Origin of the sequence: Pandoraea sp. XY-2, assembly GCF_004193915.1 — a bacterium.
Lineage (GTDB): Bacteria > Pseudomonadota > Gammaproteobacteria > Burkholderiales > Burkholderiaceae > Pandoraea > Pandoraea cepalis.
Genome location: NZ_CP030849.1, coordinates 1,775,400 through 1,799,930, shown reverse-complemented (window position 1 = coordinate 1,799,930; position 24,531 = coordinate 1,775,400). Strand labels below are relative to the sequence as shown.

The window sequence follows — 24,531 nt, the reverse complement described above, 5'->3', positions numbered from 1 at the left end:
ACGGCGCCGCACCGGGCCGTCACGCGTTTTCCAGCATTTCGATGCGCTGCGCGATGTCTTCGTCGGCGCGCGCAATGAACATCAGTTGCCGCACGGCTTCGGCGGCCGGTTGCCACGCCTGGCTTTCGAGCCAGTCGCCCAGCTTGGCCAGCCGCACGCGACGATCCTCGCGCAACGATTTGGCAAGGGTTTCCAGAGCGCCGATATTGCGCGCGTCCACGGCGTCGTCGATGGCTTCGCGCCACTCCATCTGCTGCATCAGGAAATCGGGGGCCATCGCGGTGTTGTTCTCCGCGCCCACATCGATGCCCTGCAGCGTGAGCAGATACGTCGCGCGTTGCAGCGGGTCGCGCAGCGTGCGGTAGGCGGCGTTCGCCTGCGCGGCCCATTGCATGGCCACACGGCGCTCTGCATCGCTCGCACTCGCGAATCGATCCGGATGCACGCGCGATTGCACGGCACGGTAGGCCGTGTCGAGCGCGTCTGCGTCGAGCGCAAATCGCTGCGGCAGATCGAACAGCGTGAAGTAGTTGTCAGTCAATGCACTCATCGCGCACTCATCATCCATCCAGGGCGCCCATGCGAGGGAACGTCGCGCCATGCGCGCCATGCCCCCCCGCCGTCGGCCCGTAAAAAAAGCGGCTCGCGCCGCCTGGTTGCCTACGCTGCTGCTTTGGCGCCGAACCGTCCGACGGTCCGGCGACGTATTTCGCGGCTACGGTGACCGCCGCCACGCGAAGCCCACCGCCTCACGCATCGGGCGGCTCGCCGCGCTCACATTTGCGGCAGCGCAACCGGCTACCCAGCATCGCGTCGCGACCTGCCGCGCTTTGCGTCCATGTCCGGATCTGCCACGGGGGAAGATGCCGGACATGTTGCCCATGCCCACACGCCAGACGCGCGACCCATTGGCCTTCGTCGTCCTGCCGGAACCCGACGATCTTGCGCAACGGCGCGGTGTCAGATCCGGAACGACTCGCCGCAGCCGCACTCATCCTTGACGTTCGGATTGTTGAAGCGAAACCCTTCGTTCAAGCCTTCGCGCGCGAAGTCCAGCTCGGTGCCATCGATATACGGCAGACTCTTCGGATCGACGATCACTTTCACGCCGTGGCTCTCGAAGACGGTGTCCTCGCCCGCCACGTCGTCGGCGTATTCCAGCTTGTAGGCCAGGCCCGAGCAGCCGGTCGTCTTCACGCCCAGCCGCAGGCCCACGCCCTTGCCGCGCCGCGTCAGATAACGCGAAACGTGCTGCGCGGCCTTCTCGGTCAATGTAATGGCCATGATTGCCTGATTCCTTTATCCGTCGTGCCGCTTACGCAGCCTTGGCCGGCTCGGCCGTCTGGCCGTGCTTCTGCTTGTAGTCGGCCACGGCCGCCTTGATGGCGTCTTCGGCCAGAATCGAGCAGTGAATCTTCACCGGCGGCAGCGCCAGTTCCTGCGCGATCTGGGTGTTCTTGATATCGAGCGCCTGATCGAGCGTCTTGCCCTTGACCCACTCGGTGACCAGCGACGACGATGCAATCGCCGAGCCGCAGCCGTAGGTCTTGAACTTGGCGTCTTCGATCACGCCGGCTTCGTTCACGCGAATCTGCAGCTTCATCACGTCGCCGCACGCCGGTGCGCCGACCATGCCCGTGCCGACGGCGTCATCGCCCTTTTCGAACGAACCGACGTTGCGCGGGTTTTCGTAGTGATCCAGAACTTCCTTGCTGTAAGACATGGCTAACTCCTTGAATGCTCAGTGTGCGGCCCACTGGATCGAATTCAGATCGACCCCGTCCTTGTACATTTCCCACAGCGGCGACAGATCGCGCAGCTTGCCGATCTTGGCCTTGAGCAGATCGACCACATAGTCGACTTCCTGCTCGGTCGTGAAACGACCCACCGTGAAGCGAATCGAGCTGTGCGCCAGTTCGTCGTTGCGACCCAGCGCACGCAACACGTACGAAGGCTCCAGCGAGGCCGACGTGCACGCCGAGCCCGACGACACCGCAACGTCCTTGATCGCCATGATCAGCGACTCGCCTTCGACAAAATTGAAGCTGATGTTCAGGTTGTGCGGCACACGCTTTTCCATGTCGCCGTTCACATACACTTCTTCCATTTCCGTCAGACCGCGCAGCAGACGATCGCGCAGCATGCGCACGCGCTCGTTTTCCGTCGCCATCTCTTCACGCGCCAGACGGAATGCCTCGCCCATGCCCACGATCTGGTGCGTGGCGAGCGTGCCCGAACGCATGCCGCGCTCGTGACCGCCGCCGTGAATCTGTGCCTCGATGCGCACACGCGGCTTGCGACGCACGTACAGCGCGCCGATGCCCTTCGGGCCATACGTCTTGTGTGCCGAGAACGACATCAGGTCGACCTTCAGCTTGGCCAGGTCGATGGGCATCTTGCCCGTGGCCTGTGCGGCGTCGACGTGGAAGATGATGCCCTTCTCGCGGCAGATCTCTCCGATCGCCTCGATGTCCTGGATCACGCCGATTTCGTTGTTCACGGCCATGATCGACACGAGAATCGTGTCCGGACGCAGCGCGGCCTTGAAGACGTCGAGATCGAGCAGACCGTCGTCCTTGACATCCAGATACGTGACTTCGAAGCCTTCGCGCTCCAGCTCGCGCGTTGTGTCGAGCACTGCCTTGTGCTCAGTCTTCACCGTGACGAGGTGCTTGCCCTTGCCTTGGTAGAAGTGCGCCGCGCCCTTGATGGCGAGGTTGTTCGACTCGGTGGCGCCCGACGTCCAGACGATCTCGCGCGGATCGGCGTTCACCAGCTTGGCGACTTCCTCGCGTGCCTCTTCCACGGCCTGCTCGGCAGCCCAGCCGAACGAGTGGCTGCGCGATGCCGGGTTGCCGAACTGCTCGCGCAGGTACGGCAACATCTTGTCCACGACGCGCGGGTCAATCGGCGTCGTGGCGCTGTAATCCATGTAAATGGGGAGGTTGAGGGTATCGTTTTTCATGGGTGCTCCAGGATCGTGCCGTGGCGCCAGTTAAGAACGGGCCATATCGAAGACCGAATTGGGAATGCGCGTGGCAATGGTCTGGCTGGGTGTGCCGGACTCGCGCGTGTCGTGCAGCACGGCCTGTTGGGCCTGCTTGCTGCGCTGCTGCTCGACGAGGTCGCGCAGCGAAACCGAATCGAGATACTCGACCATCTTCTGGTTGAGCGTTGCCCACAGCTCGTGCGTCATGCAGTGGCCGCGATGGCCGTCCTGGCCCTTCTCGCAATTGCCTTTGCTGCCGCACTGCGTGGCGTCGAGCGGTTCGTCGACCGCGATGATGATGTCCGCGACCGTCACCTCTTCCGCGCGACGCGCCAGACTGTATCCGCCGCCCGGCCCACGCACGCTCTCCACGATCTCGTGGCGGCGCAACTTGCCGAACAACTGTTCCAGGTAAGAGAGGGAAATCCGTTGACGCTGACTAATGCCCGCAAGCGTCACGGGACCCGCGTCCTGGCGCATGGCCAGGTCGATCATCGCCGTGACGGCGAAACGGCCTTTCGTGGTAAGTCTCATGAGGATGCAGGGATTAATCTCGACTATTTTCGTCAAGTATAAATTCCCTACGAAATCAGTCAAGTACTTCTGGCCCATTTTTTGCAAAAGTTCCGTCGTCCATTTGGGAAATTTGCTAATTTTCGGGACGCGCGTTCGCCTGGGGGGCGCGCAGGGGGAACAGCAGCACCAGCGGATTGCGCAGCACGGCGCGCCAGAGGGCACGGTGAATGTGCCGGCGGTCGCCCATTCGCAGGGGACGCGATCTGAGCGCCATGTGGAATGCTAACGCGAAACTCACCCCGACGTTGAGCAGCGCCATCGACCCGACACCGGCAACGGCCAGCCAGAGTGCCGGATCGCGCAGCACCGGCATGCCCAGCACGCCGATCGACGTCGCGATCGCGCCGGTCGACAGCGTGACGTGGCGCACTTCGAACGGCAGCGCGAACGCCGTCAGCACCGCCGGCACGAGACCCAGCATGAAGCCGAGCGTCAGATTCCCGAGCACCGGCGCAATGTGACGGCGGCATGCGTCCGCCAGCCGCGCCGCCCCGTTCCGTCCGAAGACGAAGCGCAGTCGTCGGTTGTAGGCCAGGACATCCCCGATGCCGTGCAGCGCAAACCAATTGTCGGCCCAGCCTGAAATCAGACTGGAGAACCACAACAGCACCGCCGTCATGGCCGCGAACAGCGGCGTGATGCCCAATATCGAGAACGAATTCAGCGTCGCATGGGCTTTTTCAGGCGGAATCGTGTTCATGCCAAGCGCCGCCGACACCGTCCATTGCACCAGCAGGCAGAACGGGAACACCACGGCCAGGTTCCCGAAGATAGCCGCCGCTTGCGTACGCACCAGAGCGATGACCTCGCCCACGAAGGCGTCCATACCGGCGGGCGTGTCGACGTCGTCGAGCTTGCGGGCGATGGCCGGCGCGGTCATGGCCGGCTGCTTGGTCGCGAGCGTGAAATGGCAGAAGTGCATGAACAGGAAGCAGAGCGCGTAATTGGCCCCGGCAAGGAACCCCTCGACGACGCTCGGCAGGTGCGCGCTCGCAATCAGGAACTTGACGTAGACGGTGACCACTGTCACCAGCCCGCCGCCGCACGCCATCTTCAGCATGGTGAAGTACTCGCTGCGATTTCGGGCGATGTAATGCTCGCCCGTCTCGGCGCTGCGCTCGACGACCTTGCGCGCGAGCAACCCGAACGAAGTGCGCGCCAATTCGCCCACGCTCTGGCTCGCCCGGTTCGCACGCACCAGATCGGCGAGGAGCTGCACCCGCGCGACGGCGCGATCGCCGCTCTCGCCGTGCGTCAGCCAGGCTTCGAGCAGACGCTCGAGCCGACGGATCCGCGCCTTGGTGCGTTCGACCTGAAATACGATGTCCACGCTCACGCCGTTTTCGTCCAGATGGGCATAGACCTGACGCGCCGCGCGCGCGCAGTCGTCGATCAGCGCGCGGAATACGTTGATCTGCTGCACGAAGTGCTGCGACGGTGGCGCACCATGGGCGAACGCCTGCCCAGCCGATTCGAGCGCCTGCATGGCGCGTCCGATCTGGTAGAACGGCGATTCGGTGGCGCGCGGATATGCCAGGCGCGAGCGCACCGCCTGCGACAGCCCGGTCGACCCAATCTGGTCGACGAGGTGGTGCATCGCGACGAGCAAGTCTTCGCCGAAAGGGTTCCAGTCGGCGTTGTCATCCTCGTCCTCGCCTTCATGCAAAAGCGCGATGAGGTCGGCCAGCAATGCCGGCGGCATGGCGGCGATCCAGTCGGCGGCGTCGCCATCGGGAAACATCAGCGAGCACAGTGCCGAGAGATCGCGCCGCGTCGGCGGTGGTGGAATCAGCGCCTTCTCGACGCGCTCGACCAGCGCCCCCCAAAACCCTGGGCGCACCGGCATGCCTGTATCGCACAGCAGCGAAATGGCGTCGCTCTCGGCAACGACGCTGCGCAGCGTGCGCGCCACGGGGAGTCGCCATGCGGGGTTCCGCTCGAGCATCTGCAGCAGATAGCGCAGCCGCGTGTGCGGGCGATAGCGCGCCGCCTCCCCCTCCCCGCGCGCCTCGTTGACGAGGGCGCCGCGCTTTTGCACCCAGTGCGCCAATTCGATCAGCCATTGGTTACGGACCGCCAGCGGCGCAGACGGATCGGCGTGCGCAAGCAGTTCGTCGAGCTGATGGCCGGCGTGACGCGACGCGCGCCATTTACGCCAGTACGAAGTGAGCGAAGTGAGCATCGATGGGAGACGAGGTGAAGGGGGAGGAGAAAAGCACAGTACTACAGGACAGACCGCGCAAAGCAACGTCGCTGACGCTCAGCGTTGCGTTTCCAGATGGGCGAGCAGGCCGTCGAGCCCGTCTTCGATGTAGTCGAGCACGGTCTCGAAGCCTTGTGCACCGCCGTAATACGGGTCGGGCACTTCGGTGGCGTCGTGCCGCGTGGCAAAGTCCATCAGACGCACGATCTTGTGACGATACTCAGCCGGACAGCGCGCCACGAGTTCGGCGACGTTGGCGTCGTCCATCGCCACGATCCATTCGAAGCGCACGAAGTCATCGGCATCGACGCGGCGCGCGCGCAGTGCGCTCAGGTCGTAGCCTCGCCGCTCGGCAGCGGCCTGCGTGCGTTCGTCGGGGGCGTGACCGAGATGATAGCTGTGCGTGCCCGCCGAATCGACGGCGATCACGTCGGTGAGCCCAGCGGTGGCCAGCCGGTGACGAAAGATGCCGTCGGCGCTGGGGGAGCGGCAGATGTTGCCCATGCAGACGAAGAGAACAGAGGTCGTTTTCATGCCTTCGGCCCCAACTCCGCCTCGCTCGCCCCATCGGTGCCGAAGACCAGTGCCTTGACGTGCAGCAACTGGTCGCGCGCCTTGGCGGCCTTCTCGAACTCCAGGTTGCGCGCATGCTCCTGCATCTGCTTTTCGAGCTTCTTGATCTCGCGCGCCAGTTGCTTTTCCGACATGTCCTGGTAGTGCGCCTGCTCCTTGGCTTCGGCGAGTTCCGCCTTGGCGTCCTGCGGGTCGTAGACACCGTCGATGATGTCCTTGATACGCTTCTTCACCCCCTGCGGCACGATGCCGTGCGCCTCGTTGTGCGCCATCTGCTTGGCACGGCGACGCTCCGTCTCGCCGATCGCGCGCGTCATCGAATCGGTCATCTTGTCGCCATAGAGGATGGCCGTTCCATTGACGTTACGCGCCGCGCGCCCGATCGTCTGAATCAATGACCGCTCGGAACGCAGAAACCCCTCCTTGTCTGCATCGAGAATCGCCACCAGCGACACCTCGGGAATATCCAGCCCCTCGCGCAGCAAGTTGATCCCGACCAGCACGTCGAACGCGCCCAGACGCAGATCGCGAATGATCTCCACGCGCTCGACGGTATCAATGTCGCTGTGCAGATAGCGAACCTTCACCCCGTTATCCGACAGATAATCGGTGAGTTGCTCGGACATGCGCTTGGTGAGCGTGGTCACAAGCACGCGCTCTCCCACGGCCACGCGCTTGTTGATCTCACTCAGCACATCGTCGACCTGTGTCTGCGCCGGACGCACGATGATGATCGGGTCGATCAATCCGGTCGGGCGCACCACCTGCTCCACCACCTGCCCGGTGCGCTTTGCCTCGTAATCGGCCGGGGTCGCCGACACGAAGATGGCCTGACGCATCTTGCGTTCGTATTCGGCAAACTTGAGCGGACGGTTGTCGAGCGCCGACGGCAGCCGGAAGCCGTAGTTGACGAGGTTCTCCTTGCGCGCCCGGTCGCCGTTGTACATGCCGTTGAACTGCCCGATGAGGACATGCGATTCGTCGAGGAACATCAACGCATCGGGCGGCAGATAGTCAACGAGGGTCGGCGGCGGCTCGCCCGGTGCCGCGCCGGACAGATGCCGCGAATAGTTCTCGATGCCCTTGCAGAAACCCAGCTCCTGCAACATTTCCAGATCGAAGCGCGTGCGCTGCTCAAGGCGCTGCGCCTCGACCAGCTTGTTTTCCTTGTAGAAGAAGTCGAGGCGCTCGCGCAGTTCGTCCTTGATCGTCTCGATGGCGCGCAGCACCGTATCGCGCGGCGTCACGTAGTGAGACGACGGGTACACCGTGAAGCGCGGCACCTTCTGCCGCACGCGTCCCGTGAGCGGATCGAACAGTTGCAGCGTATCGACTTCGTCGTCGAACAGGTCGACGCGCAACGCCAGTTCGGCGTGTTCCGCCGGGAAGATGTCGATGGTGTCGCCGCGCACGCGGAACGTGCCGCGACCGAAGTCGGTTTCGTTGCGGGTGTACTGCATCGCGATCAGGCGCGCGATGATCTCGCGCTGCCCCAGCTTGTCGCCCTGCCGAATCGTCAGAATCATCCGATGGTATTCGCTCGGATTGCCGATACCGTAGATCGCCGAGACGGTCGCCACGATCACCACGTCTCGCCGCTCCAGCAGGCTCTTCGTCGCTGACAGACGCATCTGCTCGATGTGTTCGTTGACGGACGAGTCCTTCTCGATGAAGAGATCGCGCTGTGGAACGTACGCTTCCGGCTGGTAATAGTCGTAGTACGAGACGAAGTACTCCACCGCATTTCGCGGGAAGAACTCGCGGAATTCCGAGTAAAGCTGCGCGGCGAGGGTCTTGTTGGGCGCGAACACGATGGCCGGCCGGCCAAGACGCGCCAGGACGTTCGCCATCGTGAACGTCTTGCCCGAGCCGGTCACGCCAAGCAGGGTCTGAAAGGCGAGCCCGTCCTCCACGCCCTCGGTCAACTGGGCAATGGCCGCCGGCTGATCGCCGGCCGCGTCGAATGGGCAGTAGAGCTGATAAGGCGAGTCCGGAAACGTCAGGAACTTGCTTTCGTCGAGATCGTGGTCAGCCGCAGGAGTCATGGCGAGCGCGCAAGCGTGTGGGACGTAATCGAGCATTCTAGCGCGTCGGACGATTCCCTGAGGCCCATGGGTGACAACGGATCGGGCAGCGGCGCGAATCAGAGCCGACGCTGTCGCCACATGGCCCACGACAGGGCGATGTCGTCAATTTCTGGCAATACGTGGCAGTTTTCGTGCCGAAAGCGGGCAATTTCGCGCGGCGTGGGCCGGTGTTTCCCACAAGCGTGGAGAATCTTCGCTAAAATGTCGCGTTGAGCTGATCGCGCGTCTGATGCCGCCGACCCGCCGCGTTTTCCTACTACCTGCCTCGAGCCGTCGAAATGACCCTGTTCTCCGCTGTCGAACTCGCCCCGCGCGACCCCATCCTTGGCCTGAACGAAGCCTACAACGCCGATCACCGCACCGAGAAGGTGAACCTGGGCGTGGGCGTGTATTTCAATGCGGAAGGCAAGCTCCCCCTGCTCAAGGCCGTGAAGGCCGCCGAAGAACAACGCGTGGCCGCCGGTCTGCCGCGCGGCTACCTGCCGATCGAAGGCATTGCCGCCTACGACAAGGCCGTGCAGGAAATGCTGTTCGGCAAGGAATCGCCCGTGCTGGCCGAAGGCCGCGTGGTCACCGCGCAAGCCCTGGGCGGCACCGGCGCCCTCAAGATCGGCGCTGACTTCCTCAAGCAACTGAACCCGAATGCCACCGTCGCCATCAGCGATCCGAGCTGGGAAAACCACCGTGCGCTGTTCAGCCAAGCCGGCTTCAACGTCGTCTCGTACCCGTACTACGACGCCGACTCGCATGGCGTGAACCTGGCGGGCATGCTCGACATGCTCGGCAAGGAACCCGAAGGCACCATCGTCGTACTGCACGCCTGCTGTCACAACCCGACCGGCGTCGACCTGTCGATGGACCAGTGGGCGCAAGTCGTCGAGGTCGTGAAGGCCCGCAAACTGGTGCCGTTCCTCGACATCGCCTATCAAGGTTTCGGTGACGGCATCGACGCCGACGCCGCCGTGGTGCGCCTGTTCGCCTCCACCGGCCTGGACTTCTTCGTGTCGAGTTCGTTCTCGAAGTCGTTCTCGCTGTATGGCGAACGCGTGGGTGCCTTGTCGATCGTGACGGGCAGCAAGGACGAATCGGCCCGCGTGCTCTCGCAACTCAAGCGCGTGATCCGCACCAACTACTCGAACCCGCCGACGCATGGCGGATCGGTCGTCGCCGCCGTGCTGGGCAGCCCCGAACTGCGCGCGCTGTGGGAAGAGGAACTGGCCGAAATGCGTGAGCGCATCCGCGCGATGCGTCTCGCCCTGGTCGAGAAGCTGCGTGCGCATGGCGTGGAGCGCGATTTCTCGTTCGTGATCAAACAACGCGGCATGTTCTCGTACTCGGGCCTCACCGCCGACCAGGTCGAACGCCTGCGTGAAGAGTTCGGCATCTATGCCGTGAGCACGGGCCGTATCTGTGTGGCCGCGCTCAACGACAAGAACATCGACCGCGTCGCCTCGGCCATCGCCCAAGTGCTGCGCTAAGCCCATCCGGCATCGTCGAAGTCGAAGCCCGCCACCCGGCGGGCTTTTTTTGCACCCCAATTTGTTGCAGCGCAGCAACGATAATTGAAAACAATTGTCAAAATAGTCAAAAGCTATCGCAATGATGCAGAAATGCCATATATCAGGGTTATGCTGCGTTGCACAGCCGCGATAAACGGTTGCATAATTCGCTCACCATCCGCCTCTGGGCTCACAACATGCTGTATCAGATTCACGAATACAACCGTGCGTGGTTGAACCCCCTCACCACTTGGGCCAAGGCAGCGGCGACCACGTTTGTCAATCCGAGCAGCCTGCTGGCCATGATGCCGGGCGCGCCCCGCATCGCCGCGGGATACGAGTTGCTCTACCGGCTCGGCAAGGATTACGAGAAACCCGAATTCAATATCAAGGCCGTCGAAGTCGACGGTCACAATATTCCGGTCGTGGAAGTCACGGCAATGGAAAAGCCGTTCTGCCGCCTGCTGCGCTTCAAGCGGTACGCCGACGATGCCGGCGCCGTCGGGCAGCTCAAGGACGACCCGGTCGTGCTCGTGGTCGCGCCGCTCTCCGGCCACCACGCCACGCTGCTGCGCGACACCGTCACCACGCTGCTCAAGGACCATAAGGTCTACATCACCGACTGGGTCGATGCGCGCATGGTGCCGCTCGAGGCCGGCGCGTTCCATCTTGACGACTACGTCGCGTACATCCAGGCGTTCATTCGCCACATCGGCGCGGAGAACCTGCACGTCATTTCGGTGTGCCAACCCACCGTGCCGGTGCTCGGCGCCATCTCGCTCATGGCATCGAATGGCGAAACGACGCCCAAGACCATGACGATGATGGGCGGCCCGATCGACGCGAGCAAGAGTCCGACGTCGGTCAACTCGCTGGCGACGAACAAGTCGTACGAGTGGTTCGAGAATCACGTGATCCATCCGGTGCCCGCCAATTATCCGGGCTCGGGCCGGCTGGTCTATCCGGGCTTCCTTCAGCACGCCGGGTTCGTGGCGATGAACCCTGATCGTCACCTCACGTCGCACTGGGATTTCTATCTGGATCTGGTGCGCGGCGACAACGACGACGCCGACTCGCATCGTCGCTTCTACGACGAGTACAACGCGGTGCTCGACATGGCTGCCGAGTACTACCTCGACACGATCAAGACCGTTTTCCAGGACTTCAGCCTCGCGCGAGGTACGTGGGATGTGGCTGGCCAACGGGTTCGTCCGCAAGACATCAAGACCACGGCGCTCTTCACCATCGAAGGCGAGCTGGACGACATTTCCGGCAGCGGACAGACGCAGGCCGCGCATGAGCTGTGCATCGGCATCCCCGCCAAACGGCGGGCGCATTTTACCGCCCCGGCTTGCGGTCATTACGGCATTTTCTCGGGCAGCCGTTGGCGCAGCGTGATTTATCCGCAGATTCGCGACTTCATCGCCAAGCACGCCTGAACCGTCACCGGTTCGCCGGGCGGCCATGACAAAACCGCCGCGGGGCTTCGGCCCTCGCGGCGGTTTTGTTTTAACGAGCCTACGGCAAGCGCCGCACGCTTAATCGGTCATCGCGTACGCAATGAATCCAGCAGCATTTGCGTATTGAAGGACGAATACGACTTGCGCGCGTCGCCGGCCATGAAATCACGCCCCATCACGATGGACAGCGTGTGGCGGTTCGACATCACGTAATAGCCCATTGCCGAGATCGTCACGTACAGATCGACCGGATCGACGCCCGGCCGGATTTCGCCGCTGGCTTCGCCGCGCTTGAGCGTCTGTGCGAGCAGCTCCACAATCGGCGAGACCTGTTGGCGAATCTCGGTCGACTGACGCATCGACTTCGCGTCGTGCAGATTCTCGTTGTTGATGAGCCGAATCAGTTCCGGATGGTCGGCGTAATAGTCCCACACGAAGCGGGCCAGTTCGGCCACGGCGTCGAGCGGCGCCAGCACATCCAGCCTGAGCGCGTGTTCGGCGCGGTTGAACTCGCCATAGACCTCCTCGAGCACCGCCAGATAGAGCTGGTCCTTGTTGCCGAAGTAGTAATACAACATGCGCTCGTTGATGTCGGCCCGGCGTGCAATGCTGTCCACGCGCGCACCGCTTGAACCCCGCTCCGCAAACTCCTCGATCGCCGCAGCAAGAATGCGCTGACGCGTGCGTTCGGGGTCGCGTTTGATCTTGGTTTGAGGTGTAGTCATGATCGGCCGGTCGTTCTCATCGGGCGGAATTATGGCACATCGGTTTCAGTGTTTCCGGAAAATGCAGGATAATTCGACTTTCCGCCGAATCCCCCTCAAACCACGTGTCCGAAGTTAGCGCGCTCGCGCAGCGCATCGATGCCCTTTTGCCCCAGACGCAGTGCACCAAGTGCGGTTACGCCGGGTGCCGCCCGTATGCCGACGCCATCGCCAGCGGCCAGGCCAGCTACAACCAGTGCCCGCCCGGCGGCGCCGAGGGCGTGGCGCGTCTGGCCAAGCTGCTGGATCGCCCCATCATCGCGCTGAATCCGGACAATGGCGCAGAGCGTCCCCGGCCGCGCGCCGTCATCGACGAATCGCTGTGTATCGGTTGCACGCTCTGCCTGCAGGCCTGCCCGGTCGACGCCATTGTCGGCGCCGCCAAACTGATGCACACCGTGATCGAGGACCGTTGCACGGGCTGCGATCTCTGCGTGCCGCCCTGCCCCGTCGACTGCATCGACATGGTGCCGGTCACCGGCGAGCGCACCGGCTGGGACGCCTGGTCGCAAACGCAAGCCGACGACGCGCGCTCGCATTTCGAGGTGAATCAGGCCCGTCTCGCGAAGGATCGGGCAGCGCGGGAAGCGCGGCTGGCCGCGCGCGCGGCGCGGGTTGCCCCCGCAGCGCCCGGCACGCCTTCGGCGCCCGCCTCGGGGCAAGATGTGTCGCCGGTAGTGCAAACGGGCGACGTGGCGCCGGCGCCTTCCCCGTCGCCGATGAAGCCGCTGCGGCCGCAGCTCGCAAGCAGGCCATCATTCAAGCGGCTTTGGCGCGCGCGAGAGAGAAAAAGGCCGCGCTGGCGGCCGAAGGGCTCGCGCCCAAGAACACGACGCACGTTTCGGCCGCCGTGCAGGCACAGATCGACGAAGCGGAAGCCCGTCGCAAACGCCTGGGCCTCAGCGCAGACGACGATGCCGCCCCCTCGGGGGCCGACAGCGCCCCGCAAAAAGTCTAGGCGGGCGGCCGCACACGCCGTCACCTGATAACAAGACAGACGCCCCAACCCACGCGCCACCCGCCATGAACGACGCCAAACGACGCGCCCTGTTCGAAACGTTGCAGCAACTGAATCCGCATCCGACGACGGAGCTGGAGTACACGTCGCCATTCGAGTTGTTGATCGCCGTGCTGCTTTCGGCCCAGGCGACCGACGTCTCCGTAAACAAGGCCACACGCAAGCTCTACGCGGTGGCCAACACCCCGGCAAAGATGCTTGCGCTGGGCGAGGCCGGGGTTGCCGATTACATCAAGACGATCGGGCTGTACCGCACCAAGGCCAAGAACGTCATCGCCACCTGCCAGTTGCTGCTCGACGCGCACGGCGGCGAAGTGCCCCGCTCGCGCGAAGCGCTCGAAACGCTGCCGGGCGTCGGTCGCAAGACGGCCAATGTCGTGCTCAATACCGCGTTCGGCGAAGACACCATTGCTGTCGATACGCACATCTTCCGCGTGGCGAACCGCACGGGTCTCGCGCCTGGCAAGGATCCGCTGGCCGTGGAACTGGCGCTGGAGCGCGTCATCCCGCGCGAGTTCAAGCACGATGCGCACCACTGGCTCATTTTGCACGGCCGCTATGTGTGCAAGGCGCGCAAGCCGGAGTGCTGGCACTGCGCCATCGAGCCGTTGTGCGACTTCCGCCCCAAGACACCCGCGCCGAAGGGCTGACCGGCGCTCCCCCGGTAACGCCGTCGCAAACGACGCAGACGACACAAATGACAACGGGCGGTCCCGACATCGGGACCGCCCGTTTGTTCTGTACGCGCCGAGAATACGCGCGGCGCGCGACAAATCCTGCTTAGATGATGCGCGCCGCCTCGTCGAACGACAAACGCGGATTGCGCGGGAACAGCTTGCCGTGATCGCCGTAGCCCAGATTGCAGATGAAGTTCACACGCCACTCGGTACCGCCGAAGAAGGTGTCGTTGACCTTCTGTGCGTCGAAACCGGCCATCGGGCCGCAGTCGAGGCCCAGCGCCCGGGCAGCGAGGATGAAGTAGCCGCCTTGCAGCGAGCTGTTCATGTGCGCGGCACCGGCAGCCTTGGCGGGGTCGCCCGAGAACATCGGCACCATCTTGTCGGCCCCGTTCGGGAACAGCTTGGGCAGGTGCTCGTAGAACTTCAGGTCGTACGCGATGATGGCCGTCACGGGCGCCGTGCGGGTCTTGTCCACGTTGCCCGGCGCCATGCATTCAAGCAGCTTGTTCTTCGCTTCCGGGCTCTTCACGAAGACCACGCGCGCGGGCGTGGTGTTGGCCGAGGTCGGGCCCCATTTGACGAGGTCGTACAGCTCACGCAGCGTTTCATCGCTGACCGTTTTGTCGAGCCACACATTGTGCGTGCGGGCATCGGTGAATAGTTGGGCGATGGCTTCTTTGGCGATGATGCTCATGACAATGGACCTCGGGAGATGAGTGGCGAATGACCGGCGATTGTACCGTTGCCGCGCGACACGCGCTGACGTGGCAAAAATGCCCGCGAGATCAGGGGGTTGCGGCGGCGCCACGCGCCGACAGCCAGACCACGCCCGCCAGAATCAGCATGCCGCCGCCCAGTTGTGCCGCCGTGAGCGTTTCGCCCAGCAGCATGGCCGCGAGCAGCACCGTGACGACCGGCTCCAGCGTCGAGAGCATGGAGGCGCGTCCCGCCCCCAGTCGTTGCAAACCAGCGAAGAAGGTCAGAATGGCAACGACCGTCGAACACACCGCAATGGCCGCGAGCGCCGCCCAGCCCCCGGCGCCTGCGGGCCAGTGCAGCGGCAGCCCTTGCGTGGTTCGCACCGCCGCCATCGCTCCGAAGGAAACGGTGGCCGCCAGGCAGACGAGCGTTGCCGTGGCGCGGGCATCGACACCGCGTGTCAACCGCGTGCCGATCACGATGTAGCCCGAATAGATCAACGCCGCCACCACGGCCAGCGCCATGCCCAGCGGCTGCCCCTGTCCCCCCCGACGGTGAGCGCCGTGCCCAGCGAGCAGAGCGCGAGCGCGCCGAGCGTCACGGGCGTGAGGCGTTCATGGAGGAAGATGGCCGCCAAAATCGTCACAAAGACCGGGTAGAGATAGAGCAGCAGCGCGACGAGCGACGCCTGCGCGTATTGCAGCGCGCCGAAATAGCAAAGCGACTGGCCGACGTAGCCGATGCCGCCCATCAGCGCAATGCCGAGCGCCTGACGGCGCGACGGGAAGCGCACCCGCTGCAACCGACACCAGGCCAGCAGCAGGACCGCGGCGACGAAAAAGCGAAACAACAGCATCGCGAAGATGTCGGCACCGGACGCCGCCGCCGCCCGTGCGAAGATGGCCATGGCGCCGAACGCGGACGCCGACACGGCGATCAGCGCGACGCCGGTCCAGGCCGAGGGACGGGGGGCCGGCGGCATGACGGCGGCGTTGCCGGAGGGCGCGTGCGCGCGAGGGCTTTGCGACATGACTGGATAAATTGAGCGACAATACGGCGAGATTTTCAGGCGTTGGCGGCGCGTTTCCCCTGCGCCTGGCACGATGCACGGCAGCGATCGATCCGCCATTGTAGTCAAGGGGCGGCGCGCCGCAAGCGGCGACATCAGAACCCCACGGAGTCCCCATGTTCAATCCGAGCCGTGACGAAGTCCGGCAATTCTTCTGCACCACCTGGCAAAAGCAGCGCAGCGGCAGCATTCTCACGCCGCTTGAGACCATGGCCGCCGACTGGATCCAAGCCCATCCCGAGTATCACGACGCGTTGTCCGACACCGAAGACGCCAACGCCCGCGACTACTCGCCCGAGGCCGGGCAGACGAACCCGTTCCTGCATCTGTCGATGCATCTGGCGATCAGCGAGCAGGTCTCGATCGACCAGCCGCCGGGCATTCGTGCCGCCTACGAGAAACTGAGCCAACGGCTCGATTCGCCCCACGAGGCGCAGCACCGCATCATGGAGTGCCTGGGACAAACGCTCTGGGAAGCGCAACGCAGCGGCCAGCCGCCCGACTCGGACGCCTACCTGCAGCGTATCGAGCAGCAAGCGTCGCGCTGAGCGCCAACGTCGGCTTATCGGCTTATCGGCTTATCGGCTTATCGGCGGATAGGTGGATAGGTACATCGGGAGGCAGGCACGTCGGCACATCGACGTATCGACGGCTCGTGAGCGACGAACGCCGACCGACAGCCCCGATGACAGCGACGCTCCCCCCATTCACGCCCATGAAAAGCGACGACGGTCCCCCTGAGGGTCACCGTCGTGCCTGATGCCGGATAGCGCGGCCGGTCTGCTTACTTCTTCGTGACGAGATCGCCGGGCAGCGATTCGACATAGGCCGAAATATCACGCAACTCCTGCGAGGTGAACGGACGCGGCTTGCCGTCCTTACCGACCGTGGCGGGATTGGACATGACCTGCGTCTTCATGATCGCGTTGCTGCGACCGTAAATCAGGCTGGTTTCGTTCTGATACGCCCGCAGCGCGTTATAAACGTAGTCTGCATACTGACCGGCCAGCTTCGGATACTCAGGGCTGATCGGCGCGTTCAGATTGGCGCCGTGGCAGCTCACGCACATGCCTTTCTCGACGAGCGCGCGTCCATTGGCGACGTTGCCGGCGGCAAACGCCGAGCCGACCCCACCCGCGAGCACGGCGCCGAGCGCCAGGGATGCCGCCGCGGCGGCCTTTACCATCGAATGCTTCATCGTGTTCTCCTCAGCCACGCACGTTTTACTTCTGGGGATTGACCGGCGTCGACGCCGTCTGCGCCGCGTAGTAGGCGGCAATGTCGACGATGTCCTGCTCGGTCAACGTGGCTGCGATGCCATGCATCGTCTGGAACTTGCGGTCGCCCTTGGCGTACTCCTTCAGGGCGTTCTCAAGGTACTTCGCATTCTGTCCGCCGAGCCGGGGCACGTGATAGACCTCGGGAAACGCGGTGCGATAGTCGGGAATGCCGTGGCAGCCAATACACATGGCGACCTTGTCCTTCGCCGCGTCGAGATTGGGCTTGAGATCGGCCGCATGCGCCGCGCCGAGCGACATGAACGACGTGCTGCCGAGCGCCAGCGCCATCATCGTGAGGAACTTTTTCATGGTCTTCTTGGGAACGTTTTTGGTTGGAATACCGGCCCGCAACACGCAGGTCGACGGCCCGACTCCAAGGCCACCGTCCTGTGAAAAAAGCAATCGATTGTAACCCACAGCCTTCGGTCCGCAAACTCGGGGCTGACCCGCACAGTTCTCCGAAGTTTTCCCGCAAGCCTTTGATGTCACAGCCGATTTCCGCTGTCCGAGCGAGCCGTATGCGCAATGTCTTATACTGAACTTTTTCCCTGCCCGGCCGGTAGGCCGGCTGTTTGCGGACGGCTCAGACAATGCGCTTCGAAGGCTCTTCCCAGTACGTCGCGACCGACGACCTCAAGCTCGCCGTGAACGCGGCGGCCACACTGCAACGACCGCTGCTCATCAAGGGTGAACCCGGCACCGGCAAGACGATGCTCGCGGAGGAAGTCGCCGCCGCGCTCGACATGCCACTGCTGCAATGGCACGTGAAGTCCACCACCAAGGCCCAGCAAGGCCTGTACGAATACGACGCCGTCTCGCGACTGCGCGATTCGCAACTGGGCGACGAGCGGGTGCGCGATATCGCCAACTACATCGTCAAGGGCGTGCTCTGGCAGGCCTTCGAGGCCGACCAGCCCGTCGTGCTGCTGATCGACGAAATCGACAAGGCCGACATCGAATTCCCCAACGACCTGCTGCGCGAACTCGACCGCATGGAGTTCTATGTGTACGAGACGCGCCAGCTCGTGAAGGCACGCCACCGCCCGCTGGTCATCATCACGTCGAACAACGAAAAGGAGCTGCCCGACGCTTTCCTGCGCCGCTGCTTCTTCCACTACATCAAGTTCCCCGAGCCGTCGACGATGCAGTCGATCATCGACGTGCATTTCCCGAACATTCGCCGCGAGCTGGTGAACGCCGCGATGGCGACCTTCTTCGAGGTGCGCGATATTCCCGGACTCAAGAAGAAACCGTCGACCTCGGAGCTGATCGACTGGCTCAAGCTGCTGATGGCCGAGGAGATCGGCCCGGAAGCGCTGCGCAGCGCCGACAACAAGCTCGCGATTCCGCCACTGGCCGGCGCCCTGCTCAAGAACGAACAGGACATGCACCTGTTCGAGCGCCTCGTCTTCATGAATCGCGCCAATCGTTAAGCGCGCCGCCGTCATGCTGATCGACTTCTTCTATACCTTGCGCGCGGCGAAGCTGCCGGTCTCGGTCAAGGAATACCTGACGCTGCTCGAAGCGCTGCAGCGTCAGGTCATCGCGCCCTCGCTCGACGAGTTCTACTATCTGGCGCGTCTATCGCTGATCAAGGACGAGAAGCACTACGACAAGTTCGATCAGGCCTTCGGCGCGTATTTCAAAGGCGTGCAACACATCGTCGACGCCTCGGGCGAGGTGCCGCTCGAATGGCTCAAGAAGCGCATGCAACGCGAATTGTCGCCGGAAGACAAGGCGCGCATTCAGGCTTTGGGCGGGATCGACAAGCTCATGGAGCGCCTGAAGCAACTGTTCGACGAGCAGAAAGGCCGCCACGAAGGCGGCAACAAGTGGATCGGCACCGGCGGCACCTCGCCGTTCGGCAATGGCGGCTTCAACCCCGAAGGCATCCGCATCGGCGGCGAGAGCAACGGCAATCGCACGGCGGTGAAGGTGTGGGACCAGCGCACTTACCGCGACTACGACGACGCCGTCGAACTTGGCACGCGCAACATCAAGGTGGCACTGCGGCGCCTGCGCAAGTTCGCGCGCGAGGGCGCCGCGCAGGAGCTGGACCTCGACGACACCATTCGCTCGACGGCAGCCAACGCCGGCTGGCTCGACCTGAAGCTCGTGCCGGAGCGTCATAACAACGTGAAGGTGTTGATGCTGCTCGACGTGGGCGGTTCGATGGACGACCACATCGCGCGTACCGAAGAGCTGTTCTCCGCAGCGAAATCCGAATTCAAGCATCTCGAGTTCTACTACTTCCACAACTGCGTCTACGACTATTTGTGGCGCCAGAACCGACGCCGCCACAACGAGCGCTTCGACACGTGGGACGTGCTGCGCAAATACCCGCCCGACTACAAGCTGATCTTCGTGGGCGACGCCACGATGAGTCCTTACGAAGTGCTGCAGGCAGGCGGCTCGGTCGAGTACAACAACGCAGAAGCCGGGGCGGTGTGGCTACGCCGCTTCATCGACCGCTACCCGCGTCACGCCTGGCTCAATCCGGAGCCCGAGGCGATATGGCAATATCGCCAGTCGATCTCGGTCATTCGTCAGGTATTCGCCGGCCGCATGTATCCGATCACGCTCGCAGGACTGGAGTCGGCCATGCGCGCGCTGAGCAAGTAAGGCTCGCCGCCCGACGTCGCAGGGCGCGGCAAGGCAACGCAACGCACCAACAACGTAACAAGAACCCAGAGACCGCTTCCCATCATGACGTCCAGCACGACTCCCCTGCCACCGCTCCGGCCGTTGGCGGACACGTCGCCGTCGGCCATCGTCGCCGGCTTCGTTGCCATGATGACGGGCTATACCAGCTCGCTCGTCCTGATGTTCCAGGCCGGACAGGCCGCCCATCTCACCCCCGCGCAGATTTCGTCGTGGATCTGGGCGCTCTCCATCGGCATGGGCGTGACAACCATCGGGCTATCGCTGCGCTATCGCACGCCGGTGGTCGTGGCGTGGTCCACGCCGGGCGCCGCGCTGCTGATCACCTCGTTACCGGGCGTGCCCTATGGCGAGGCCATCGGCGCGTTCATCGTCTGCAATGCCCTCATCGCCCTGTGCGGGCTGACCGGGGGCTTCGAGACGATCATGCGCCGCGTACCGCCGGCGCTGGCGTCTGCGCTGCTCGCGGGGATCCTGTTTCGCATCGGGCTGGAGATCTTCGTCGCCGCGCAGCACCAGACGGCGCTCGTGCTCGCGATGTTCTTCACGTATCTCGTCGTCAAGCGCTTCGCGTCGCGTTACGCCATTCTGCTGGCGCTGATCGTTGGCACGGCGGTCGCGGGCAGCGCGGGCCTGCTCGATTTCAGCCACTTCCACGTCGCGCTGGCGAAGCCCGTGTGGACGACGCCCTCGTTCTCGCTGTCGGCCGCGATCAGCATCGCGATCCCGCTGTTCGTGGTGGCGATGGCCTCGCAAAACGTGCCCGGGCTCGCCGTGCTGCGTGCCGACGGTTACACCGTGCCGGCCTCTCCCCTCATCTCGACGACGGGCATCGCCTCGGTACTGCTCGCGCCGTTCGGCTCGCACGGTATCCATCTGGCGGCCATCACGGCAGCCATCTGCACCGGACGCGAAGCCCACGAGGACCCGGCCAAGCGTTACACGGCCGCCGTGTGGTCCGGCGCGTTCTATCTGATCGCGGGCACGTTCGGGGCGACCATCGCTGCCTTGTTCGCGGCGTTTCCGAAGGCCCTCGTGGTCTCGATTGCCGCGCTCGCCCTGTTCGGCTCGATCATGAACGGCCTGGCCAACGCCATGCACGACATGCGCCAGCGCGAAGCGGCGCTCATCACGTTCATGGTGACGGCGTCGGGCCTGACGCTGTTGTCCATCGGCTCGGCGTTCTGGGGCCTGATCGCAGGCGTGCTGACGCTGACGATCCTGCAATGGCGGCGCGCGTGAGCGTTGTGTGAAGCCGCGCGGGCCGGAGTGATACCATTCGGCCCGCAACATTTTTCGAACGCAACGTAACCGCAGGAGCCGCACCCCATGGCAATGATCGAACCGACCCCGGTCTTCAAGGACAACCTCGCACGGATGGCCGCCATCGGCAGCATCGAGGGCATCGCGCGCATTGCGCTTCGCGACGGCACGGGCGCCGTCGTGGCGAGCATCGAGAACGCACCGGGCAAGCAAGGCTCGCTCGCCGTGTACCACTATCTGAAGCAGGCCTTCGGCACGCTCGACGCCAAGGCGGCCGAGCATGGGTTGGCGGTCTTCGGCGAACACACGGCCGATGCGCGCAATCGTCCGGGCGCGCACCCCAACGTCGACCGCCTGCTGGCGATCGTGGCCGGCGGCGAGACACTGAGCATCGAGGAAGTCGCAGCCTGAGAAGGCCACACCCGTCGCACCCAATGAAAAGCCAGCCTCGCGGCTGGCTTTTTTACATCCACGACAGGCATCGCCGCGCAGAGGTGCGCCGAAATGCGCCGACGCTCTGAGGTCAGATCGTCAGCACCGGACCACCGTCGCCGTTGGCCGAGCGAAGCTGCTTGACCCAACGCTTGGCCGGCAGGCCCGTGGCGGCTTCCACCACCTTCGCGCGGGCTTCCACATCCTTCCACTCCACCGAGAGCAGCGGACCGTTGAAGGCCAGCACGATCACGTTGCCGTCGTGCACTTCCGGGAATTCGATCACACGATTGTCGAAGGCCTGACGCAGGCGACGGATGTTCTTCGGATAGCTGTCGTGATCGCCGAACAGGTTCGTCGTCAGCATGCCGGGTGCGCTCAGCGTGGCGCGGCAAGCCTTGTAGAACGCGGGCGTGTCATGCACCGGGCCACGTGCGGTCGCGTCGTAGAGATCGACTTGCAACACGTCGACCGTGCCGTGCCTCGCCGGGTCGGTAACGAAATCCCAGGCATCCGCTTCCAGCACCTTCAATCGGCGCGAGTCATCCGGCAGGCTGAACATGGTGCGCGCCGCCACGACCACGGCCGGGTTCAGCTCCACGGCGGTGACCTGTGTACGCGGGAACTGGCGATGCGAGAACTTGGTGAGCGACCCAGTGCCGAGACCCAGTTGCACCACGTGCTTGGGCGCACGCATGAACAGCAGCCACGCCATCATCTGTTGCGCGTATTCCAGCTCGATCCGGTCAGGCTTGGACAGACGCATTGCCCCTTGCACCCACGGGGTGCCGAAGTGCAGGTAACGCACGCCACCCATTTCGGAAAACGTCACCGGCGCGAAACGCGGCTTGTACGCGGGACGCGGGGAACGGACGGTGCGCTCGTCGCTGACGAACGCTTCGGCTTCGATGGATTTGCGTTTGATGAGGGTCATGTGTCCTTCAATGAAACTCGGGAGATTCCGATGGGAACGCATTGTACCGGGTTCGCTTCCCGTCCCCCGTCGAGACGCCGCAACGCACGCGTCGCGATGACGCATCCGGCACAAGATCAGTGCCCCCGGGCAGGATCCGCCGCACCATTTCGCTGCGCCCCGACGCTCAGGGCCGCCGCAATGAGCGATGGCATGGATATTGCAGAAGACACGCACAGGCCAACGGCGGCCTGAAAACAAACTGGCAAGTCGCGATGACACGCTCCGGCAAGGAGCGTCCCGGGCAATGGCGCCCCGAAGCGAGATGACCAAGCACCGGGCAACCGGCTCGCAGGCATCTCGCTTCGGGGCGCTTTTGCTTTGCCGGTCAGCGCGGCGCGCCTCTGCGTCGACACTCTCTGTAAGGCATGGCATGAACGCTTTCTCCACGCAGTCAACCGAGGCCGAAGTGTCCGCCGAAACCCTCGGCACATTGATCAACCTCTCCGGCAGGCAGCGCATGCTGTCGCAACGAATCATCCTTCAGTTGTTACTCGCTTCGCGTGGGGACACGGCCGCGCTCGATATCGCACGCCAGTGTCTGTCGATGTTCGAGTCGGCGCATTCGGATCTCGCGACGGGCAATGAGCGCTTCCCCGGCGCGTTTTCCAGCGCCTTGCAGCAGCTTTATTTCGGCAGTCCGCGCGCCGACGCACGTATCCGTGATTTCATCGCCCAGGTCAGAGCCGCGATAGACGCCCCTTTGGCGGACCCGCAACGGCAAGCGTCATCCCTCGATGCGCTGGTCGCACAGGCCACCCCGCTACTTGACCTGCTACAGACCGTCACGCAGGCCTATCAGGAGGAAATGCACCGTTGCGAAGTTGCCGTGCGCAAACGCCAGACCGACCTCGTGGAGCGCCTCAGCGGTATTTCGATGCAAGCCAATATCGTTGCGCTCAATGCGCGCATCTCGGCAGCTCGGGCGGGAGAGCATGGCAGGGAGTTCGCGGTGATCACGCAGGTGCTTGCCGACATCATCAAGGAGATGGATCAGTTGATCCGCAACGTCGTCGGTTCGAACGACAAGTCCAAAGGTTCGGCCAGGATTTGATGCGCCGACACCCGTGGATCGCTCCCCCCGCGCCTCGCACAGTGGCGTGCAGCCACGCGCGGGCATGACCGAGCGACCCCGGACGCGCCGCTCGACAGGCCGTCACGCGATCAATGCCTGCCACATGCGCAGCTTTTCCGCATAGGCCAATGTGTAGGCCGGGCTGCTGGAGGGAAGCATCACGATCCGGTACCGCTGCGCATGATGCGCCAGCGCTTTCATGCCCAACCGGGCCGCCGTGCCGCCATTGAATGCGATCACCTCGAGATCCGGTAGCGTCTCGATGAGACCCATCAGGTCGTTGCCCGTATGGTCGCGGATATTGCTGTCGAGGCTGCCTTCGCGCCGGGCCTCGGCGACCACGTCCCACAACCCGATGCGATGGGCGAGCAGTGCCTGCAGCTTCGCATCGTAGGCGAGCGACGGCAGGTCGACGCGGATCGTATCGCCCACCAGATGCCAGAAGCGATTCTGTGGATGCGCGTAATACTGCTGATGCGCGAGCGAGACGTCGCCGGGCAGGCTACCGAGAATCAGCACGCGCGTTTGCGCGTCCACCACCGGCGGAAAGTTGCGTTTGCGTTCGGGGGTGAGGTCCGTCGTCATGACACGCATCCGTCGTGAGCCAGCGCACCGTGCGTCGCTTCCAAACGCCGCCAGAAACGCGGCAGGAACGCTTCGGTGACAAGCAACGGCGCGCCACGGCGTACGAAGACCGAACGACGCGCCCACAACCGCGCACGTGGATTCGCACCGACGAGCGGGTCGCGCGCATCGTGACGCGCACGGCCGTGCAACAGGTGGCGTGGCGCGAGCGGGCACGACACCAGCATGGACCGCGTGACGGTGGGATCGTGATAGAGCAGATCGGCCAGCGGCCGCGTACGCAAACGGCGCATGGCCTGCCAGATCGAGCGGCTATAGGCGAGCGGCGTGACGCTGTGCGCCACGACCACCGGTTCGCCGTCGACCAACAGGATGACATCGCGGGCCCACATCGGCGTGCGCAATGGCACACCGATGGCGCGGCACTGGTCCGCGTCGGCGGGCATCACTCGCTCCGCCACGACGCGCACGCTCACGCGCCCCAGGGTCGACAGATGGCGCGTGAGCGCGCCGCCCCGGGTAAGCCAATCTTTATGACGACGCGAAAGCGCCGGCGCCGGGACAGCCTGCCAGCGCCGCCCCCCCACATCAAATCGGAAAGTCATGGCTCGGCATTATAAAGGCGCAAGGCGACGGCGCACCGCC

25 protein-coding genes and 2 pseudogenes are annotated in these 24,531 nt (G+C 64.0%); 10 read left to right on the top strand and 17 right to left on the bottom strand.

What is annotated here, in order from left to right:
• Positions 1–19: 19 nt before the first annotated feature.
• The 9 genes from hscB to uvrB all read right to left on the bottom strand — a co-directional run bounded on the left by hscB (position 20) and on the right by uvrB (position 8,386).
• Complete coding sequence (hscB, locus tag DRB87_RS08220; protein WP_130025552.1) at positions 20–550, bottom strand: Fe-S protein assembly co-chaperone HscB; 531 nt, start codon at positions 548–550, stop codon at positions 20–22.
• Between the two features lie 199 nt (positions 551–749).
• Complete coding sequence (locus tag DRB87_RS08215) at positions 750–995, bottom strand: DUF3565 domain-containing protein (RefSeq protein WP_130025551.1); 246 nt, start codon at positions 993–995, stop codon at positions 750–752.
• Positions 961–1,284, bottom strand: coding sequence for an iron-sulfur cluster assembly protein IscA (gene iscA, locus DRB87_RS08210; protein ID WP_017234965.1), 324 nt, complete (start codon positions 1,282–1,284; stop codon positions 961–963). The genes DRB87_RS08215 and iscA overlap by 35 nt, the downstream gene beginning before the upstream one ends.
• A 31-nt stretch (positions 1,285–1,315) precedes the next feature.
• On the bottom strand, positions 1,316–1,723 hold the full coding sequence (gene iscU / locus DRB87_RS08205; RefSeq protein WP_017234964.1) for a Fe-S cluster assembly scaffold IscU: 408 nt from the start codon (positions 1,721–1,723) through the stop codon (positions 1,316–1,318).
• A gap of 18 nt (positions 1,724–1,741) precedes the next feature.
• The gene (locus tag DRB87_RS08200) at positions 1,742–2,965 is read right to left on the bottom strand and encodes an IscS subfamily cysteine desulfurase (protein WP_130025550.1); all 1,224 of its coding nucleotides are present in this window, start codon (positions 2,963–2,965) and stop codon (positions 1,742–1,744) included.
• A 30-nt stretch (positions 2,966–2,995) separates the two neighbouring features.
• On the bottom strand, positions 2,996–3,523 hold the full coding sequence (iscR, locus tag DRB87_RS08195) for a Fe-S cluster assembly transcriptional regulator IscR (RefSeq protein ID WP_017234962.1): 528 nt from the start codon (positions 3,521–3,523) through the stop codon (positions 2,996–2,998).
• A 115-nt stretch (positions 3,524–3,638) separates the two neighbouring features.
• Positions 3,639–5,747 (bottom strand): site-specific recombinase, encoded by a 2,109-nt coding sequence (locus tag DRB87_RS08190; protein ID WP_130025549.1) that lies wholly within the window; start codon positions 5,745–5,747, stop codon positions 3,639–3,641.
• A gap of 78 nt (positions 5,748–5,825) precedes the next feature.
• The gene (locus DRB87_RS08185) at positions 5,826–6,302 is read right to left on the bottom strand and encodes a low molecular weight protein-tyrosine-phosphatase (protein ID WP_165385261.1); all 477 of its coding nucleotides are present in this window, start codon (positions 6,300–6,302) and stop codon (positions 5,826–5,828) included.
• Positions 6,299–8,386, bottom strand: coding sequence for an excinuclease ABC subunit UvrB (uvrB, locus tag DRB87_RS08180; protein WP_130025548.1), 2,088 nt, complete (start codon positions 8,384–8,386; stop codon positions 6,299–6,301). Before uvrB ends, DRB87_RS08185 begins: the two co-directional genes overlap by 4 nt.
• A 320-nt stretch (positions 8,387–8,706) precedes the next feature.
• On the opposite strand from uvrB, the gene DRB87_RS08175 reads away from it, so the two are divergent.
• On the top strand, positions 8,707–9,906 hold the full coding sequence (locus tag DRB87_RS08175; protein WP_130025547.1) for an amino acid aminotransferase: 1,200 nt from the start codon (positions 8,707–8,709) through the stop codon (positions 9,904–9,906).
• Positions 9,907–10,124: 218 nt separating this feature from the next.
• The gene (locus DRB87_RS08170; RefSeq protein WP_130025546.1) at positions 10,125–11,366 is read left to right on the top strand and encodes a polyhydroxyalkanoate depolymerase; all 1,242 of its coding nucleotides are present in this window, start codon (positions 10,125–10,127) and stop codon (positions 11,364–11,366) included.
• A 107-nt stretch (positions 11,367–11,473) separates the two neighbouring features.
• Here the strand turns inward: DRB87_RS08170 and DRB87_RS08165 are convergent, their stop codons facing one another.
• On the bottom strand, positions 11,474–12,112 hold the full coding sequence (locus tag DRB87_RS08165) for a TetR/AcrR family transcriptional regulator (RefSeq protein WP_130025545.1): 639 nt from the start codon (positions 12,110–12,112) through the stop codon (positions 11,474–11,476).
• 104 nt (positions 12,113–12,216) lie between these two features.
• Here DRB87_RS08165 and rsxB point away from each other — a divergent pair.
• Both rsxB and nth read left to right on the top strand, forming a co-directional pair.
• Positions 12,217–13,109: pseudogene (gene rsxB / locus DRB87_RS08160) on the top strand (electron transport complex subunit RsxB).
• 65 nt (positions 13,110–13,174) lie between these two features.
• Positions 13,175–13,819 (top strand): endonuclease III, encoded by a 645-nt coding sequence (nth, locus tag DRB87_RS08155; RefSeq protein WP_017234932.1) that lies wholly within the window; start codon positions 13,175–13,177, stop codon positions 13,817–13,819.
• Positions 13,820–13,949: 130 nt separating this feature from the next.
• Here nth and DRB87_RS08150 read toward each other — a convergent pair whose 3' ends face one another.
• Positions 13,950–14,543, bottom strand: coding sequence for a malonic semialdehyde reductase (locus DRB87_RS08150; RefSeq protein ID WP_017234931.1), 594 nt, complete (start codon positions 14,541–14,543; stop codon positions 13,950–13,952).
• Positions 14,544–14,634: 91 nt separating this feature from the next.
• Positions 14,635–15,530, bottom strand: a pseudogene (locus DRB87_RS08145) (DMT family transporter).
• 203 nt (positions 15,531–15,733) lie between these two features.
• Between DRB87_RS08145 and DRB87_RS08140 the strand changes: the two are divergent.
• On the top strand, positions 15,734–16,165 hold the full coding sequence (locus DRB87_RS08140; protein WP_130025544.1) for a DUF1841 family protein: 432 nt from the start codon (positions 15,734–15,736) through the stop codon (positions 16,163–16,165).
• 236 nt (positions 16,166–16,401) lie between these two features.
• Here DRB87_RS08140 and DRB87_RS08135 read toward each other — a convergent pair whose 3' ends face one another.
• The gene (locus DRB87_RS08135) at positions 16,402–16,815 is read right to left on the bottom strand and encodes a c-type cytochrome (RefSeq protein ID WP_017234929.1); all 414 of its coding nucleotides are present in this window, start codon (positions 16,813–16,815) and stop codon (positions 16,402–16,404) included.
• A gap of 25 nt (positions 16,816–16,840) precedes the next feature.
• Positions 16,841–17,206: a cytochrome c gene (locus tag DRB87_RS08130; RefSeq protein ID WP_017234928.1), complete on the bottom strand. Its 366-nt coding sequence runs from the start codon at positions 17,204–17,206 to the stop codon at positions 16,841–16,843.
• A 281-nt stretch (positions 17,207–17,487) separates the two neighbouring features.
• On the opposite strand from DRB87_RS08130, the gene DRB87_RS08125 reads away from it, so the two are divergent.
• The 4 genes from DRB87_RS08125 (at position 17,488) to DRB87_RS08110 (ending at position 21,232) form a co-directional block, all read left to right on the top strand.
• Positions 17,488–18,330, top strand: a complete 843-nt coding sequence (locus DRB87_RS08125; protein ID WP_130025543.1) for a MoxR family ATPase — start codon at positions 17,488–17,490, stop codon at positions 18,328–18,330.
• A gap of 13 nt (positions 18,331–18,343) precedes the next feature.
• Positions 18,344–19,519 carry a VWA domain-containing protein gene (locus DRB87_RS08120; protein ID WP_130025542.1) on the top strand — a complete coding sequence of 392 codons (1,176 nt, stop codon included), beginning with the start codon at positions 18,344–18,346 and terminating at the stop codon, positions 19,517–19,519.
• A gap of 84 nt (positions 19,520–19,603) precedes the next feature.
• Positions 19,604–20,800, top strand: a complete 1,197-nt coding sequence (locus DRB87_RS08115) for a benzoate/H(+) symporter BenE family transporter (RefSeq protein ID WP_130025541.1) — start codon at positions 19,604–19,606, stop codon at positions 20,798–20,800.
• A gap of 93 nt (positions 20,801–20,893) precedes the next feature.
• Entirely contained in the window at positions 20,894–21,232 is a 339-nt protein-coding gene (locus DRB87_RS08110; RefSeq protein ID WP_130027786.1) for a DUF2322 family protein, read from the top strand.
• A 112-nt stretch (positions 21,233–21,344) separates the two neighbouring features.
• Here DRB87_RS08110 and DRB87_RS08105 read toward each other — a convergent pair whose 3' ends face one another.
• Positions 21,345–22,187: a spermidine synthase gene (locus DRB87_RS08105; protein ID WP_130025540.1), complete on the bottom strand. Its 843-nt coding sequence runs from the start codon at positions 22,185–22,187 to the stop codon at positions 21,345–21,347.
• A 412-nt stretch (positions 22,188–22,599) separates the two neighbouring features.
• Between DRB87_RS08105 and DRB87_RS08100 the strand changes: the two genes are divergently transcribed.
• Positions 22,600–23,280, top strand: coding sequence for a methyl-accepting chemotaxis protein (locus DRB87_RS08100; RefSeq protein ID WP_130027785.1), 681 nt, complete (start codon positions 22,600–22,602; stop codon positions 23,278–23,280).
• 102 nt (positions 23,281–23,382) lie between these two features.
• Here DRB87_RS08100 and DRB87_RS08095 read toward each other — a convergent pair whose 3' ends face one another.
• Both DRB87_RS08095 and DRB87_RS08090 read right to left on the bottom strand, forming a co-directional pair.
• Positions 23,383–23,895 carry a DNA-deoxyinosine glycosylase gene (locus DRB87_RS08095; RefSeq protein WP_130025539.1) on the bottom strand — a complete coding sequence of 171 codons (513 nt, stop codon included), beginning with the start codon at positions 23,893–23,895 and terminating at the stop codon, positions 23,383–23,385.
• On the bottom strand, positions 23,883–24,491 hold the full coding sequence (locus tag DRB87_RS08090) for a chorismate lyase (protein ID WP_017234920.1): 609 nt from the start codon (positions 24,489–24,491) through the stop codon (positions 23,883–23,885). The genes DRB87_RS08095 and DRB87_RS08090 overlap by 13 nt, the downstream gene beginning before the upstream one ends.
• Between the last annotated feature and the right edge of the window lie 40 nt (positions 24,492–24,531).